At 61.4% G+C, this 16,171-nt stretch carries 16 protein-coding genes and 1 tRNA gene; 8 read left to right on the top strand and 9 right to left on the bottom strand.

The window, feature by feature from the left end:
* The 3 genes from RTX98_RS12560 to RTX98_RS12550 all read right to left on the bottom strand — a co-directional run.
* On the bottom strand, positions 1-182 hold a 182-nt coding region (locus RTX98_RS12560), incomplete at its 3' end, for a hypothetical protein (RefSeq protein WP_312796955.1).
* 134 nt (positions 183-316) lie between these two features.
* On the bottom strand, positions 317-622 hold the full coding sequence (locus RTX98_RS12555; RefSeq protein ID WP_189502265.1) for a hypothetical protein: 306 nt from the start codon (positions 620-622) through the stop codon (positions 317-319).
* A gap of 182 nt (positions 623-804) precedes the next feature.
* Entirely contained in the window at positions 805-1,941 is a 1,137-nt protein-coding gene (locus RTX98_RS12550; protein WP_312796954.1) for a mechanosensitive ion channel family protein, read from the bottom strand.
* Between the two features lie 216 nt (positions 1,942-2,157).
* Here RTX98_RS12550 and mprF point away from each other — a divergent pair, with 216 nt between their 5' ends.
* The 4 genes from mprF to RTX98_RS12530 all read left to right on the top strand — a co-directional run bounded on the left by mprF (position 2,158) and on the right by RTX98_RS12530 (position 8,509).
* A complete protein-coding gene (mprF, locus tag RTX98_RS12545) occupies positions 2,158-4,773 on the top strand; it encodes a bifunctional lysylphosphatidylglycerol flippase/synthetase MprF (protein WP_312796953.1) in 2,616 nt (871 codons plus the stop codon).
* On the top strand, positions 4,770-6,104 hold the full coding sequence (locus RTX98_RS12540; RefSeq protein ID WP_312796952.1) for an AcvB/VirJ family lysyl-phosphatidylglycerol hydrolase: 1,335 nt from the start codon (positions 4,770-4,772) through the stop codon (positions 6,102-6,104). The genes mprF and RTX98_RS12540 overlap by 4 nt, the downstream gene beginning before the upstream one ends.
* Positions 6,105-6,185: 81 nt before the next feature.
* On the top strand, positions 6,186-6,950 hold the full coding sequence (gene otsB, locus RTX98_RS12535; protein WP_312796951.1) for a trehalose-phosphatase: 765 nt from the start codon (positions 6,186-6,188) through the stop codon (positions 6,948-6,950).
* Positions 6,951-7,042: 92 nt separating this feature from the next.
* Positions 7,043-8,509, top strand: a complete 1,467-nt coding sequence (locus RTX98_RS12530; RefSeq protein WP_312796949.1) for an alpha,alpha-trehalose-phosphate synthase (UDP-forming) — start codon at positions 7,043-7,045, stop codon at positions 8,507-8,509.
* Here the strand turns inward: RTX98_RS12530 and RTX98_RS12525 are convergent.
* Together RTX98_RS12525 and RTX98_RS12520 are read right to left on the bottom strand one after the other, a co-directional pair.
* Complete coding sequence (locus tag RTX98_RS12525; protein WP_312796947.1) at positions 8,479-8,859, bottom strand: YbaN family protein; 381 nt, start codon at positions 8,857-8,859, stop codon at positions 8,479-8,481. The two genes, RTX98_RS12530 and RTX98_RS12525, sit on opposite strands and share 31 nt — an antisense overlap.
* A 65-nt stretch (positions 8,860-8,924) precedes the next feature.
* Positions 8,925-9,512: a biliverdin-producing heme oxygenase gene (locus RTX98_RS12520; RefSeq protein ID WP_312796945.1), complete on the bottom strand. Its 588-nt coding sequence runs from the start codon at positions 9,510-9,512 to the stop codon at positions 8,925-8,927.
* Positions 9,513-9,639: 127 nt separating this feature from the next.
* Between RTX98_RS12520 and map the strand changes: the two genes are divergently transcribed.
* Genes map through RTX98_RS12505 form a run of 3 tightly spaced genes read left to right on the top strand, consistent with a single transcriptional unit; the run spans position 9,640 to position 11,783 of the window.
* A complete protein-coding gene (map, locus tag RTX98_RS12515) occupies positions 9,640-10,467 on the top strand; it encodes a type I methionyl aminopeptidase (protein WP_312796965.1) in 828 nt (275 codons plus the stop codon).
* 3 nt (positions 10,468-10,470) lie between these two features.
* Positions 10,471-11,388, top strand: a complete 918-nt coding sequence (radC, locus tag RTX98_RS12510) for a RadC family protein (RefSeq protein WP_312796944.1) — start codon at positions 10,471-10,473, stop codon at positions 11,386-11,388.
* 47 nt (positions 11,389-11,435) lie between these two features.
* Positions 11,436-11,783: a hypothetical protein gene (locus RTX98_RS12505; protein ID WP_312796942.1), complete on the top strand. Its 348-nt coding sequence runs from the start codon at positions 11,436-11,438 to the stop codon at positions 11,781-11,783.
* 61 nt (positions 11,784-11,844) lie between these two features.
* Here RTX98_RS12505 and tig read toward each other — a convergent pair whose 3' ends face one another.
* The 4 genes from tig to RTX98_RS12485 all read right to left on the bottom strand — a co-directional run bounded on the left by tig (position 11,845) and on the right by RTX98_RS12485 (position 15,335).
* Positions 11,845-13,326: a trigger factor gene (tig, locus tag RTX98_RS12500; protein ID WP_312796940.1), complete on the bottom strand. Its 1,482-nt coding sequence runs from the start codon at positions 13,324-13,326 to the stop codon at positions 11,845-11,847.
* 84 nt (positions 13,327-13,410) lie between these two features.
* Positions 13,411-13,495: transfer RNA gene (locus RTX98_RS12495), tRNA-Leu, on the bottom strand.
* Between the two features lie 122 nt (positions 13,496-13,617).
* Positions 13,618-14,199 (bottom strand): GDYXXLXY domain-containing protein, encoded by a 582-nt coding sequence (locus tag RTX98_RS12490; protein ID WP_312796939.1) that lies wholly within the window; start codon positions 14,197-14,199, stop codon positions 13,618-13,620.
* On the bottom strand, positions 14,196-15,335 hold the full coding sequence (locus tag RTX98_RS12485) for a DUF2157 domain-containing protein (protein ID WP_312796938.1): 1,140 nt from the start codon (positions 15,333-15,335) through the stop codon (positions 14,196-14,198). Before RTX98_RS12485 ends, RTX98_RS12490 begins: the two co-directional genes overlap by 4 nt.
* Positions 15,336-15,551: 216 nt before the next feature.
* Here RTX98_RS12485 and RTX98_RS12480 point away from each other — a divergent pair, with 216 nt between their 5' ends.
* Entirely contained in the window at positions 15,552-15,692 is a 141-nt protein-coding gene (locus RTX98_RS12480; protein ID WP_189502291.1) for a DUF1127 domain-containing protein, read from the top strand.
* Positions 15,693-16,171 lie beyond the last annotated feature (479 nt).

The following is a 16,171-nucleotide window of genomic DNA, read 5'->3' as shown; positions in this document are numbered from 1 at the left end:
TCAAACGTCTCGCCGGAAGCCTCGGTCAAACCGTACGGCTCCTTCGGCCTGTCTCCCGGATCGCCGGTGTTCGGAAACTTTGCGACCTCTTCATTGCTGCTGCTCGGCTTGAGCTTTTCAGCTTGAGCTTCGCGCAGGTTATGGTTGTTGCGATCATTAGTTGTCATGGCTGCTACCTCCATGAGCGGAACACGCCTGAACGGTGCGGGTTCCACGCTGCTGCTCACCCGTGCCCACAAACAAAAACGGCGGGCACGAGATGCCCGCCGTTGAATCAGATGATCGCTCTACGCGATCGTCGTTGCTCGAAAGCAGATTACTTCGAAACGCGATCGAACAGGCCGAGACCGCTTTCGTTGCGGGTGTCGGACGGAACGCCGGTCGGGTTGTCGGTTGCCGAGCGGATCGTGCGCGGCTCGTTCGTGGTCGAAGCCGTGGTCAGTCGGTCATACGAAACATGAACGGCAGGCGCAGCAGAGTTGGTGGTGTCGCGGTTGAAGACACCGCCCTGATCGAACGGCGCAGCGCCATTCTGGCGCGTCGTGTTGGCAACCTGAGCGGAAGCCGCACCAGCGGAAATTGCGAGAGCGGCGGCAGCAATAGCTAAAATCTTGGTATTCATAACAAATATCCTTAGGCTTTGTTCTTATTGGGCCATCAATTGGCCACGGGGTTGAAATGGTCCTTTCAGCCTGTTTCCACCAGAACCGATCTCCTTGACGGTTCGGCACCCCACTGTGAACAATGAAGCCGGCTCACGGCCTTGAACGCGGCCCGCTTCATTCCCATGATCAGACGCGCCCTTTATTCCGCGGCCAGGCGGGTATCTCCGTGTTCCTCCCGGCCGTGGTCTGCAACAATCACAGACGTTTGCCGCTGGCGCACAGGCAGCCTGATATCGTTGCGATGACGCGGCAGGGCTTCGGGTGCTTCTTCCTGAATGAAGGCGATCAGCTTCTCGCGTACCTCACAGCGCAGATCGAAGGCGGTCGGCGCGTTGCGTGCACTGACTAGCACGCGCACCTGCATCGTGTTCTCCGTTGTTTCCACGACCGCCAGGTTGATGACGCGCTTGTCCCAGTGCGGCGACGCATGCGCGATCTCGGTGAGCTTTTCGCGAATGCGGCCGAGCGGCGCCTGGTAATCGAGATAGAGCATCACCACGCCAATCAGCGAAGCGTTTTCGCGTGTCCAGTTCTGAAACGGCTGCTCGATGAAATAGCGCAGCGGCACGATGAGCCGCCGCCAATCCCAGATCTTCACCACCACATAGGTCGCGGTGATTTCCTCGATCGTGCCCCACTCGCCTTCCACGATCACCGCATCGTCGATACGGATTGGCTGCGTAATGGCGAGCTGCAGGCCGGCAAAAAGGTTGGACAGCACAGGCTGCGCGGCCAAGCCGACGATCACACCAGCTGCACCGCCTGCCGCCAGTAGGCTCACGCCATATTGGCGCACCGATTCGAACGTCATGAGCGCCACCGCGGCGGTAACGACGATCAGCACGAAGACAAGTGCGCGCCGCAGAATGTTGGCCTGCGTCAGATGTTTGCGTGCCAGGAGGTTGTCTTCGACATCGATGCGATACCGGCGCAAATGCAGCGAAACCGCTAGGTCCAGCGCCCTGATCGCAACCAGCCCCACCAAGCAGATGAAGGATGCGGTCAGCAGTTTGCCGATGATCACCGTCACGTGCCAGTCGAACGGCGCAAACGGCAAGGCGACCGCGACCGCAAAATTGATCAGTGCCCAGCGGATCGGCGCCTTGGTCTTGGACAGGAGCTTGTGACCGAACACATGATCGTCCGGCAGAAGGGCGCGTATGGCGCGGACCACCAAACCATGCAGCGAAATGGCGACAATGGCCGCGAAAACAAGAAGGCTGATGCCGACAACCCAGCCTGGTAGCCAATTGAGCCTCGCGATGATGTCGTTCATGGCGACCTCCTCGTCTGGATGACAGATCCACAACAGCAGTGTGGATCTTTTGTTGCAATGCAGCAATCCTACGCGTGCAATGCGGCAGTTTGACGAAAGCCTCCATTCACCCTGCCACAGCCTGATCAAACGCCGTCCACTCGCCGCCGCCACAAACGCGCCTAAATCCCGGCTCAACGCGTCGCGCATCCGAGGCCGCAATCAGGTCCAATTCCAATGTCGACAGTTGAAGCCGCCGCCGAGCCACAGCCGGCACGAGGGAAGTTCGTCCTGGCCGTGGGGCGGCTGGCGGAACCGCGGATCCTGGGTCCTGCGGTGGGTGCCGGCCTTGTGGTTATCGCGGCCTTGGTTATCCACGCGATCAGCGGCCAGATCCACCTCAATGACATCAAGGCAGCCCTCGCCGCTGTCACCCTGCCCACCGTCGCACCGGCTTTGTCTCTGACGCTCGTCAGCTTCCTTGCGATGGGCATGTACGACGTAATGGCGGTGCACCGCGTGGCGCCTGACAGTGTCCCGACGAAGCTTGCGGTGTTTGCCGGTCTGGTCGGCTACGGCATTTCAAACGCGATCGGCTTCAACGTCATCGTCGGCGGTCCGGTCCGCTACCGCATCTATCAGGCAGCAGGTCTGGATGCCTCGGATGTCGGGCGCATCGTCGGCATCTCCTTCCTGACCTTTACCTCAGGCGTCGTGGCCGTACTCGGCGCGGCAATGATGCTGGATCGAACCGGCCTGCCCTTCCTTCATGTTTTTGGTCCGGGCACCGACCGCTTGCTCGGCGCTGCCATCCTTGTGCTGCTGGTAGGCGCGATCGTCTGGCTGTCGCGATCGCCGCGTGAATTGGCACTGTTCGGCTGGCGGCTGCCGCTACCTTCTGCCAAAGCAGCATTGGCGCAGATCGTGATCGGAGCCGTGGACATCGGCGCGGCGGCAGGCGCACTCTATGTCCTTCTGCCTGCCGATATTGCCCCCGGCTATGCTGTCTTCCTGCTGTTGTTCGTGGCCGCCATCCTGGCCGGCATCGTCAGCCATGCGCCGGGCGGCATCGGCGTTCTGGAAGCGACTGTCCTGCTTGGCCTCGGTGCCGGCACGCGGCCGGACGTCGTCGCGGCGCTGATCATTTTCCGCCTGATCTATTACGTACTGCCGCTGGCGCTGGCTGCAGCTGCGCTGCTGGTGTTCGAGATCTACCGCGTGCGACATTCGGTGCTGGCGGCTTCAAACAAGACCTACCGGGTGTCGCGCCGTATCGTGCCGCCGATCCTTGCTGTCATGGTGTTCCTGGGCGGCGTCGTGCTCCTCCTGTCGGGCAATCTGCCGGCGGAGGGCGATCGCACGGGCTTCCTGAGCGATCTGCTGCCCCTGCCCTTTGCCGAAGCCTCGCATCTTCTCGCCAGCCTTGTCGGCCTGTTGCTCATCATCCTCTCACGCGGCCTTTACCGCCGCATTGCGAGAGCACGCAGCGTTGCGATCGGCCTTCTGCTCGCCGGCGCCGTGTTCTCGCTGTTGAAGGGCCTGGATTGGGAAGAAGCCCTCATCCTCACGGCCGTCGCCGGCCTCCTCTTCGTTTATCGCTCGGTGTTCTACCGCAAAGGCGACTGGCGCAGCTTCCGCCCTAATGTGACCGTCCTGGCGCTGATGGCGATCGTGCTGGCCTTGCTGACGTTGATCGGCTTCCTGGCCTACCGCCATGTCGATTATGACTCCGAGCTGTGGTGGCAGTTTGCCTGGGATGGCGACGCGTCCCGCTTCCTGCGCGCAACGCTCGCGCTGATCATCGTCGGAGCAGCGATTGCGGTTGATGGTGTCGTCAACCGCCCACGTCAGCCGAAGCTCACCGAAACGGCGATCCCGCCGGCTATATGGCCGATCCTGAAGACGACGCGCGACACGCAGCCCAGCATCGCGCTTCTTGGCGATAAGTCCTTCCTTGTTTCTGAAGACCAGAAAGCCTTCCTGATGTATGCCGTGTCCGGCCGCAGCTGGATCACGATGGGCGATCCGGTGGGCGATCCGGACTCGGGACGCCGCTTGGTCTGGCGGTTCGCCGAGGCTGCGGATCGTGCGGGCGGACGTGCGGTGTTCTACGGCGTGACGCCGGAATGGCTGACCACCTATCTCGATCTCGGCCTCGCCATCCTCAAGATCGGTGAATTGGCGCGCGTCGAGCTTCCAACCTTTACCCTGGATGGTCAGGCACGCGCCGACTTCCGCTACGGCTACAAGCGCGCGACACGTGAAGGCTTGGAGTTCTCCATCATCCCGCAGGCTGAAGTGCCAGCGCATATGGAGGAGTTGCGCTCGGTCTCCGATGCCTGGCTGTCCACCAAGGTCGGGCACGAGAAAGGCTTTTCGCTCGGCCGCTTCGAAGACACCTACATGGCCGAATTCGATTGCGCCGTGATCCGAAAGGAAGGCGCCATCGTCGCCTTCGCCAACCTCTGGCGCAGCGGCGACAAGACCGAACTCTCCGTCGACCTCATGCGCTATCGTTATGGCGTGTCGAAGATCTTGATGGACGCGCTGTTCGCCCATCTGCTGCTCTACGGCAAGGCGGAAGGTTACCAGTGGTTCAACCTCGGCGCCGCGCCGCTTGCTGGCCTCGCCGACCACCCGCTTGCCTCGACCTGGAACCGGCTCGGCACCTTCATCTACCGGCGCGGCGACGAGTTCTACAACTTCGAGGGTCTGCGCGCCTTTAAGCAGAAGTTCGATCCGGTTTGGACGCCGCAATATCTCGCTTCGCCCAACGGCTTGCGCATGCCGCAGGTCCTGTTTGACGTCACCAGCCTCATTTCCGGAAATCCGATCAGGATCCTCAAACGATGAAAACCGCCGCCACGCTTGTCTTCGCGCTTTTCTGCGGTTGCACCGGTTCAGCCTGGGCACAAGCCACGCCTCTTCCCGCACCCGTCGCAAAGCTGACGGCGAGCAGGCTCGAAGAGATCCCAGTTTACCGTCCAGCCGGCCGCGTGAAGGCGATCGTTGTCTACATCTCCGACAAGGCCGGCTGGAGCGGTGGGGATGACCTGGCCGTGCAAGCCCTCCTCGGCAATGACGATGCCGTGCTGGCCGTGGACTTCGCAAAATACGCCGCCAAGCTCGACGCCGATGACGGCAAGTGCCTCTATGTCGTGGGCGAAATCACCGACCTCGCACAAGCGGCCCAGCGCCAGCTTGGCCTGCAAACCTACCGCCAGCCGGTCATCGTCGGATCAGGAGAAGGCGCGACCTTCGCCTACGCCACAATAGCCGACTCACCGGTGAATACGCTGGGCGGTGCGGTCGCCTCCGGCTTCGCCAACCGCTTGGGTCTGCGCCTGCCCTTCTGCCCCGGTGCGTCCTCTAAGCCCCTCGCCAAGGGCGGCTTCTCTTACGGCTTCGACAGCGAATTGCCGAACGACGCGCACCTCTTCGTGGCCGAAGCCGATCTCGATCAGGTGGAAGCGGAGGCCGAGGCGCAGGACACGATCACGGTCAGCGCGCTTGATGACGATCCCGCCGAGCAGATCGTCCAGGCGGTAAGCGAGCTCAGCGGTACGGCGCACCCCTTTGGCGATCTACCGGCCATCGATCTGCCTTCCGAAGATGCCCCTAAGGCGCTTGCTATCCTCGTTTCCGGCGATGGCGGCTGGCGCGATCTCGACAAGACGATCGGCGATTACCTGTCCACGCAGAGCATCCATGTCGTCGGGCTGGATTCGCTGCATTACTTCTGGGCCAAGAAGAACCCGGCCGAACTGTCGCGCGACCTCGCCAACATCATCAACGAGGCCGATCCCACCAGGGAGTTGCCGATCATGTTGATCGGCTATTCCTTCGGCGCCGACACGATCCCCTTCGCCTTTCCGTTGCTGCCCAAGGAGATGCAGGACCGCACCGAGGTGCTGGCCCTGATGGCGCCCGGTCAGCATACTTCGTTCCAGGTCACGGTTTCGGGCTGGCTCGGTATCGACGACAGCGGCTATGACATCGTGCCGGCCATCGCAGCACTTCCGGCTGACCGGGTCATCTGCCTTTACGGCAAGGAAGAAGGTGACGCCGCCTGCCCTGATCCCGCGCTCAAGACCGTGACGGTGGTTGCAACCGAAGGCGGGCACCATTTCGATGGTGAGTATGAAGCCATCGCACAGCGTTTCCTTGCCCGTCTTAAGCCCTGAAGCGGCTTGCCGCATTGGCCATTCCGACTAGATGATCGGGAGCAATGCGGCGCTGCCGCTCGATCATCAGGCGGGGACCTCATGACAGAAACTTTGCCGCGGGACAGCCTTGATCCCGCAAAAACCGCGTTCTTCTTCGACTGCGACGGCACGCTTGCGGCCATCGTCGACCAGCCGGATGCCGCGCGCGTCGAACCCGAGATCGTCGAGTTTGTACGCATTCTCCATGCAGCGACCGACGGCGCCCTGGCAGTTGTATCCGGCCGCTCCATCGCGCAGCTCGACGTGATGCTGGCACCCCTCGTGTTGCCGGCAGCCGGCGTGCACGGTGTGGAACGCCGCGACGGCGCAGGCACGATCTATCGGCCCGAGTTCGATGCCGCAGCCGTGTTGCAGATCGCGGCGCGGCTGGACGAGTTCGCAGCTCAGCACGAAGGGCTCGTGAGCGAAGTCAAATCCGCTTCGGTGGCGATCCACTACCGCATGTGCCCCGAACTGGAAGGCGAAGCGCTGAGCTTGATGACCGACATCGCCAGCCAGTACCCGGAATTCCGCCTACTGCGCGGCAAGATGGTTGCCGAACTCAGTGCCAGCCACCGCAACAAGGGCGACGCGCTTGAAGATTTCATGCGCGAAGCGCCCTTTAGAGGACGTCTTCCCATCTTTGTTGGTGACGACGTAACCGACGAGGACGGCTTTGTCGCCGTCAGCAAGCTGAACGGCATTGGCATCAAGATCGGAGCCGGAACGACCTCGGCCACGCACCGCGTCGGCACGCTTCACGATTTCCATGATTGGCTGCGTCAGCTGTCTCAGACATGGACGGCGGCCGCACCGGCCCTATAGTTTCAGCAGCGAGTGGAACACGGCAATGCTGCCGTGAGTTCGCCGCGCAAAGGGACATCGGGAAATATGCAAGTCATCAAGGGAAAGCGGGCGTGAGCCGGCTCGTTGTCGTTTCGAACCGCGTCGGCAACCTCAGCAACCCCGCGCAAACCGGCGGCCTGGCGGTTGCCATTTCGGAAGCCATCAAGGGTCGCGGCGGCATCTGGTTCGGGTGGGATGGCGTCACAGACGACAGTGGCGACGGAACAACCACGGTCGACACGGTGGGTAGCGTCCAGACCATCCTCAACCCGATGCAGGCGGTTGATTACGAAGCCTTTTACCTCGGCTTTGCCAACAGCGTGATCTGGCCGCTGTTCCATTACCGCGCCGATCTCGTACGCTTCCAGCAGGATTACTACGAAGGCTATCTGCGGGTGAACGAGCAGTTCGCCAACGCCCTCATGCCACATCTGAAGTCCGACGATCTCGTCTGGATCCACGACTACCATTTCATGTCGTTCGGCACCTATCTGCGCAATCTCGGCTGCGATTCGCGGATCGGCTTCTTTCTGCACATCCCCTTCCCGGGTCCGGATCTGCTCGCGGCCTTGCCCAACCATGCGGGCTTCATCGAAGACCTGCTGCAATATGACGTGGTCGGTTTCCAGACCTCGGCCGACGTCGCCAACTTCAAACGCTGCGTGGAGGAGTTCACCAGCGCCGAGGTCGACGAGACCGGCTTGATCCGCTTCCACGATCGCACCTGCGTGGCAGAGCGTTTTCCGATCGGCATCGACGTCGACTCCTTCCAGGAAATGGCGGCGTCGAAAGCTGAAGCCGCCTTTATCGACGCTTTCAAGCACAACCTTGTTGCCGACAAGCAGATGATCGGCGTGGATCGGCTGGATTACTCGAAGGGCATCCCGGCGCGCTTCCAGGCCTTTGCGCAGATGCTCACCCGCTATCCAGAGATGAGCAAGAAGGTGTCCTTCCTGCAGATCGCGCCGCCATCGCGCGGCGATATCGGGGCCTATGCCGAGATCCGCGAAGAGCTCGAACGCCTGTCGGGTATGATCAACGGCGCACACGCGGATTTCGACTGGACGCCGATCCGCTACATCCACCGCTCGGTGTCGCGCGATCGGCTGGCTGCTATGTTGCGCGCAAGCGAGGTCGGTTTGGTTACGCCCATGCGCGACGGCATGAATCTCGTGGCCAAGGAATATGTCGCCGCGCAGGACCCTGAAAATCCAGGCGTGCTCGTGCTGTCGCGCTTTGCCGGTGCTGCGGAAGAGATGCCGGAAGCGCTGCTGGTCAATCCGTTCGACATCGATGAGATGGCCGAGATGTATTTTCAGGCGCTCAACATGCCGCTTGAAGAACGCAAGGAGCGGCACAAGGCGCTGTTTGAGCGCATCCGCCGCTATGACGTGAAGGCGTGGCAGGAAAGCTTCCTGGAAGCACTCACCTCACCGCGCGAATGGGCTGAAAAACACGCAGTTCGGACGGCGGACAACGATTCGGTCGATCCGAACGCCGGCGGCCCTCAAGCACCGTCCGGCCGCGTGCCGACATAAAGCGCGGAACACAGCAGCACCACCGCCACAGCCAGGGCGGTGGGCCATCGCGGCGAGGCCGACACGTAGAAGATGACATAGCCGGCCGCCATACCCGTGAAAGCCAGATACTTGGCGCGACGCGGGATCGCGCCGGAGCTACGCCAAGCCCGCAACGGCGGTCCGAATTGCTGGTGGTTCAGCAGCCAGGCCTCGAAGCGTGGCGAGGAGCGCCCAAAGCACCACGCGGCCATGATCAGGAAGATCGTGGTCGGCAGCAACGGCAGGAATGCGCCGACAATGCCGATCCCCGTCAGGACAATTCCCGCCGTGAAATAAAGGCCCCGCGCCCACTTATTCCCAACGGGCACGATCGCTTCCGGACCGCCATGTGATGCAGGCGGCTCAGTCGGAGGCAATTCGACCGGATGGTGCATCACGCCGCAAACGCATCTTCGGCGAGCTGTTGCACGCGCTTGAACGCGGCCACCGCCCCGGAAATGACGCGCGCTTCCTCGGCTTGGTCGAACTCAGCACCATCAAGGGCAGCCTGGAACGTCTTCCACTGTTTTCCGCGCCCTTCAGGCGAAGCTGCAAGATGGCGGGCGCCGAACTCCTTGCCAAGACCAAGCTTTGCCGCCTCCTTGATCAGAAACGCCGCCCCGAGGTTCGAACCCTCGGCGACATAAAGCCAGCCGAAGCGCGTCGCCAGATCGTCGCTGACGGCGACACCGCGCTGCGTCGCCGAGCACACAAGGCCGAGATCGTCCAGATCCGCTTCAATCATGGACAGCCTGCAGCGCGATGCCAGATCCGGCACGAGTGCGGCCAGCCGAGGATCAGCATAGAGGGGCTGGATGTCGCGATGAAACTGATGCTGCATGCCGAGGAACAACGCGTAGTGATCGCGTGAGTCAAATGGCCGGCTCGCCATGATGCGACCATCGAGCCCTTCATGCGCGGCCTGCGTTTCGGTCTTCAAGCGGCGAGACAGCGGCAAGGCCAGCGTGGACGTGTCAGTCATTCAGTCGGGTATCCGGTCTTCATCCAGCCGATATGGCAAGCGCACGCCATCCTTCAAGTCGCTTCAGGCTTGAAGACAAGCGATGCGAGTGGCACATGATGTCTTTGACAGATTTGAAGAAGTTATGATGGTCACCTATCTCGACGCAGCCACTGCACCATTGCGCAACACGGGTCAGATCCGCCTCTATGATGAAGCGGCCTTTGAAGGCATGCGCAAGGCTTCGCAGCTGACAGCGCGCTGCCTCGATGCGCTGGTCGACATGGTCAAGCCCGGTCTTCCAACCAACGAGATCGACCGTTTCGTATTCGAGTTCGGCATGGATCACGGCGGCTTGCCGGCCACGCTGAACTATCGCGGCTTCAAGAAGTCGACCTGCACCTCGATCAACCATGTCGTGTGCCACGGCTTCCCTGACGACAAGCCGCTCCGCGAAGGCGATATCGTCAACATCGATGTGACCTTCATCGTCGATGGCTGGCATGGGGATTCCAGCCGCATGTATCCCGTCGGGCAGATCAAACGCGCTGCCGAGCGCCTTCTGGAAGTCACCCATGAATCGCTGATGCGTGGCATCGCAGCGGTAAAGCCAGGCGCCCGCACCGGCGCGATCGGTCACGCCATCCAGTCCTATGCCGAAGCCGAGCGCTGTTCCGTGGTGCGCGACTTCTGCGGCCACGGCGTCGGCCAGATCTTCCACGATTCGCCGAACATTCTGCACTACGGCAGTCCCAACGAAGGCGTTGAGCTGCGTAAGGGCATGATCTTCACGATCGAGCCGATGATCAATCTCGGCCGTCCCCATGTAAAAGTTCTGTCCGACGGCTGGACCGCAGTGACGCGTGACCGATCCCTGTCCGCGCAATACGAACACAGCGTCGGCGTCACTGACGATGGCTGCGAGATCTTCACGACCTCGCCGGCCGGTTTGTTCGCTCCGGGTCTCTCGGTCTGAGGCATGGCTGGCGCGGATGAAGATTTCGATGAAGCGAGCTTCTTTCAAAGCCTGAACACCGGTTCTCCATTCCCGATCCAGCCTGTGAAGGCAGCAAAGGCACGCTCAAAGGGAACGAAGACGCAGAAGGCAGGAACGCTTTTCGACAAAGCGCCTGCCGCGCCGCCGCAGGACGTGTCGACCGCGATCACGCCCGAAGAGGCTGATACCGGTGACGCGCTTCCTGAAGACGACGCATCCACTCCCGAAGTGCCGCTCTATCATGGCCACCGCGACCGCGTCCGCAAGCGGTTCGACAAGATCGGCGGCGAAGCCTTTGAGGATTATGAACTTTTAGAAATTGCGCTGTTCGGCGTGATCCCCCGCGGCGACACGAAGGACATCGCCAAGCGCCTGCTGCGCCGGTTCGGCACGTTTGCGGAAGTCGTCGGCGCACCGAAGCACCTGTTGCAGGAAGTGGATGGTATCGGTCCGAACGCCGCAACGGACATCAAGGTCCTTGCGGCCGTCGCGCAACGCATCGCGCGCGGCGCTGTCATCAAGCGCGAAGCTCTGACCTCCTGGAACCTGATTCTTGAATATCTGCGAACCGCCATGGCTTTCGACGCGGTGGAGAAGTTCCGGGTGCTCTATCTCAACAAGAAGAACCTGCTGATCGCCGACGAGGTGCAGCAGGAAGGCATCGTCGACCACACGCCGGCCTATCCCAGCAAGGTCGTCAACCGGGCCTACAATCTGGGCGCCACAGCCATCGTGCTCGTTCACAACCACCCCTCCGGCGATCCCGAACCATCAAAGGCCGACATCGAGCTGACAAGGGCGATTATCGCGGCAGCCAAGGGCCACAACATCGTCGTCCACGACCACATCATCATCGGCCGCAACGGCCACGCCAGCCTGCGCGGCCAGGGCTATATCTGAGGCCACCACATAGCTGGTAAGATGCTCATTGAAGGTGGTGCTGCTCAATGATGCCGCGATCTATCTTGACCGGCGTCCTGCTCGGACTTGCCATAGCCGCCCTGGCAAGCTGGATGCCCTACCTACTCCGCACCACGGCAACCCTGTCATGCCAAGATGCGCCCATCGCCGATCAGACACGCTACTGCGTCTATTACGATGAACGTCCGGCGCTGTTCTCCGCCACCTACCGGCTGACGATCGGCCGCGAAGAGGGTCGCGGCGTGGTTTACACAGTGCCGTTCTCGCAGGCGCACATCCAGACCAACTGGAGTGCGACAACCGGTGACCTCACGATTACGCTGCCGGGCTCCTCGATCATCGTCTCGCCCTCGCAATACATCGACCACCGCTAAACCCGCCGCCAACAAAAAGGCCGCCTCGAGGGCGGCCTTTTCAATCAGGTCACGAAGCGGATCAGGCTTCCGGAGCGGGCTCTTCCACGTCCGTGGCGCCCTCTTCCTTGTCGGCCTTGGCAGCCTTCTTCTTCGGCGCAGCCTTCTTCTTGGCCGGCTTCTTTTCTTCCGCCGCGGCTTCCTTGGTCTCGCCCTCGGCGCCAGCCTCGTCTTCCGACATCAGCTCTTCCCTGGAAACGCTCTTGTCGGTGACGTCGATCTGGCCGAGCAGATGGTCAACGACCTTCTCCTCGTAGAGTGGCGCGCGGATGGAAGCGAGCGCGCTTGGATTCTTGCGGTAGAAGTCGAACACATCCTGCTGCTGAGGGCCAGGGTAGCGGCGAACGAAGTCGAACAGAGCGCGCTGCATTTCCTCATCGGAAATCGTGACGCCAGCCTTTTCGCCGATCTCGGCCAGCACCAGACCAAGGCGCACGCGGCGCTCGGCCAGCTTGCGGTATTCGGCCTGAGCCTCTTCCTCGGTCGTGCCTTCGTCCTCGAAGGTCTGGCCGGCAGACTGCAGGTCGCGCTGCACCTGGTTCCAGATGTTCTCGTATTCGGCTTCCACGAGCTTGGAAGGCGCTTCGAACTGATAGGTGCCGTCAAGGGCGTCGAGCAGCTCGCGCTTCACCTTCTGGCGGGTCATCTGGCCGTACTGGCTTTCCAGCTGGCCCTTCACGACTTCGCGCAGGCGCTCGAGCGATTCGATGCCGAGGTTCTTGGCAACTTCGTCCGTCAGTTCGAGCTTGGCAGGTGCCGACACTTCCTTGACCGTGATGTCGAAGGTCGCGTCCTTGCCGGCCAGATGCGAGGCATTGTACTGCGCCGGGAACGTAACGTTGATCACCTTCTCGTCGCCAGCCTTGGCGCCGATCAGCTGTTCCTCGAAGCCGGGAATGAACTGCTTTGAGCCGAGTACGAGCTGCGCATCGGAGTCCTGGCCACCCTGGAAGGCTTCGCCATCGACCTTGCCGAGGTAATCGATCGTAACGCGGTCGCCGTCTTCGGCTGCGCCGTCCTTGGTTTCGTAGGAGCGGGCGGATTCTGCAACGCGCTGAAGGCCTTCCTCGATTTCCTCATCGGCCACGTCGTAAACCGGACGCGTGACCTTGATGCCGGAATAATCCTGCAGTTCGATCGCCGGAATGATTTCGTAGGCCAGCGAAAATTCGAAGTCGGACTTGCCGGCCAGGATCTTGTCGGCTTCAGCCTCGTCCTCGGTCATGTTGACCTCGGGCTGCATCGCAGCCTTCTCACCACGGTCAGCCAGGATCGAGCGCGTGGAATCGTTCAGGATCTCGTTGACGACTTCAGCCATGAAGGACTTGCCGTACATCTTGCGCATATGCGCCATCGGCACCTTGCCGGGACGGAAGCCGTTGATGCGGGCCTTGCCCTGAGCTTCGGAAAGGCGGCCGTTCAGGCGCGTTTCCATGTCACTGGCGGGCACAACCACCTTGATCTCGCGCTTCAGCCCCTCGTTGAGCGTCTCGGTAACCTGCATTCTTGAAACCTTCTTGTCGTTGCGTGCCACCGATGGCACGGCGAAATTCCGTCAGGGCGTTTCCGTGGATGGAGCCGGAACCGATGGTGCGGGTGGAGGGACTTGAACCCCCATGCCTTGCGGCGCTTGGACCTAAACCAAGTGTGTCTGCCAATTCCACCACACCCGCCTCGGAGCGGACAGCCCTCAAAGCGGGGTTCCTATATCATCGCGATTGCAGCGTTCAAAAGGAATTTTGCCGTTTTGTCCGGCCAATTTGCCGCTTTCTCCTGAAAAAGCGGCTGTGCCGGCTCAATAAAGCGGTTCGCTGTAGAGCGCGGTCTCGCCATCATAGAGCGCCTTGATCTGCGCGTCGCCCGTTTCGCCAACCGCAACCCGCATCGTGAACTGGCGCTCTCCAAGCCACTGCTCGATCTCCCGGCCGTCGCCTTCCGGCACATAAAAGCGCTCCAAACCGTACTGAACGTTGATGGAGTCCAGATCATCCTGCCAGCGATCGAGGCTCGTTCCCTTGAGGTCGATCTCGTTCTCGCCCGGCGTTTGATTGACCGGCGCGCCCAGGCCGGCGGCAATGATCTGCGCCGGTGCATGGCCCTTGCCGCGCTTCAGCCTGACATAAACGGTGCCGACCAGCTCGTTGTCACGCGGGCGCGCGGTCTGGATATGATCGACCGGCACCCGCGAGATATCGTAGCTGAGCGCAACATAGTCGCCACGCAGAAGATCGCGCGGATCCACCGGCGCGGTGCGCAGGGTAATCTCCTGCCCATCCCTCAGCAGGGACGCACGGCTGTAGATGGCCGACGCCAGGAAGCCGATCTGAACCAGCGCGACAACGAATGCCGCAACCAGAAGCTTGCTGCGGCTGTTCATGGCTGGCCTCCTGTCACGACCGCGTCCTGATCGGCTGGCCGCTCGACATCCCGGCTGAAGCGCTTTTCAAACCGTCGAATCACAACGGCGATGATGGCCAGCACCAGTCCGGATGCCAGGAAGAAGGTCGCCGTATCGAGCATCGTGCCAAGATACACCGCGTAGAGATAGATGAGCTCGGCTGTGAAGCCTGCATAAGCCAAGCGGCGCAGTCGACGGCTTTCACGCCCACCGGCAAGCAACGCTGCAATGATGCCGGCAAACACGATGACGGCCAGAAGGAAGGCCGTGCCGAGTTGTTCGATCTGCATCAGCTGCAGCAGCGCCATGGATAAAAGGAAGCCGAACAGACCGAGCACCGGCAGGGCCGCGCCCAAACGTGCAACACGCTCTGCCAGCTGCGGACGGAACACGGCGAAAGCAAACACTGCTGATGAGACAATCGCCATCACCAGCGGCGCACTCACCGAACCCTGTTGATCCAGCGCGATCAAGGTGCCGTAGAGCAGGAGCGAAAGCAGCACCAGCACGCGTCCATAAGGGCTGCCCGTCCAGAAGCTGAGCAGCCACAGCACCAAAGCCGCCGGCAGGAACCAGGCCGATGGCGGCGTGCTCGTCCACACACCGTTACTCGTGCTGACCATCCAATAGGCGGCGAGCATCACGCTGCCGACGGTCAGGATGGGCGAGCGCAGCATGGCGGAAGCGAAAGCCGTCCCAGCCGCCCAGATCGCGATCGCCTGAACCTCGTCGCCTGACAGATGATACATCTGGCCGATCAACGCGATCGACGCCCCGAACGAGGCCGCGGCGATCATGTAAAGAGACTCGCCCCAAACCCGCGCGCCCCGCAGCTTGGTGATAGCGCCGCCGAGGTAACCGGCCGCGATCAACAGGAACAACAGCGTGACCCGAACAAGACGCGGAAACGCTTCCCAGTTCGCCGCAACGAAGAGAAGAATGGCCGCCGCCAGCAGAATGGCAGCCAACGCCCCGATCACGCCGCCGAAGCTGATGCCCTTGCTGCGCCGAGCCTCGATATCTTTCGTAAGACGAAGCGCGGTCTCACCATCGATCATTCCCTGGCTTTGCCAACGAACAATCTCGGCTTTCACATTGCTTGCATAGGACGCCATCGCTGCCTGTTCTTAAGTGTTCAGGGCTTCCTCCCAGAGAGAAGCCACCCGCGCAAACGCGGCATCTAAATCCATTAATGTTGCGTTGCACAAAGCGCATCGCTGCCATGCAACATCGTGTGTTTCAATCCCAGGGGCCTACGCATATCTTCCGCCTTGTCCGAAGCCAAGACGCCGACAGACAGCAAGAAAAAAAGACACCTAGGGTACGAAACAATGAACATCATCCGCAACTACCGCAACTGGCGCCGCTACCGTGACACGGTTTCCGAGCTGAGCCGCCTGTCCAACCGCGAACTCTCCGACCTCGGCATTGCCCGCGGCGACATCCCGTTCGTGGCACGCAAGACGGTCTAATTGGCCGCATGAAATTTCGCTAAGCCTACCTCCTCCCAGGCTTCAGCGAATACGACCGGAACCTACCTCCTCCCAGGGACCGGTCACCCAAACGACACCTGCCCAACCTCCTCCCTGGGCAGGTGTCGCATCTGGGACCAGGAATTCAGCTGCTTCGAGCGGCATGCGGTAAGAACTGCAAACGATATTTCGCTGAGCCTACCTCCTCCCAGGTCTCAGCGGATACGACCGGAACCTACCTCCTCCCAGGAACCGGTCACCCAAACGACACCTGCCCAACCTCCTCCCTGGGCAGGTGTCGCATCTGGGACCAGGAATTCAGCTGCTTCGAGCGGCATGCGGTAAGAACTGCAAACGATATTTCGCTGAGCCTACCTCCTCCCAGGTCTCAGCGGATACGACCGGAACCTACCTCCTCCCAGGAACCGGTCACCCAAACGACACCTGCCCAACCTCCTCCCTGGGCAGGTGTCGCATCT

Origin of the sequence: Tianweitania sp., assembly GCF_032053605.1 — a bacterium.
Lineage (GTDB): Bacteria > Pseudomonadota > Alphaproteobacteria > Rhizobiales > Rhizobiaceae > Tianweitania.
The sequence above is the reverse complement of the archived record's forward strand: the minus strand, read 5'-3'. Positions and strand labels throughout refer to the sequence as shown.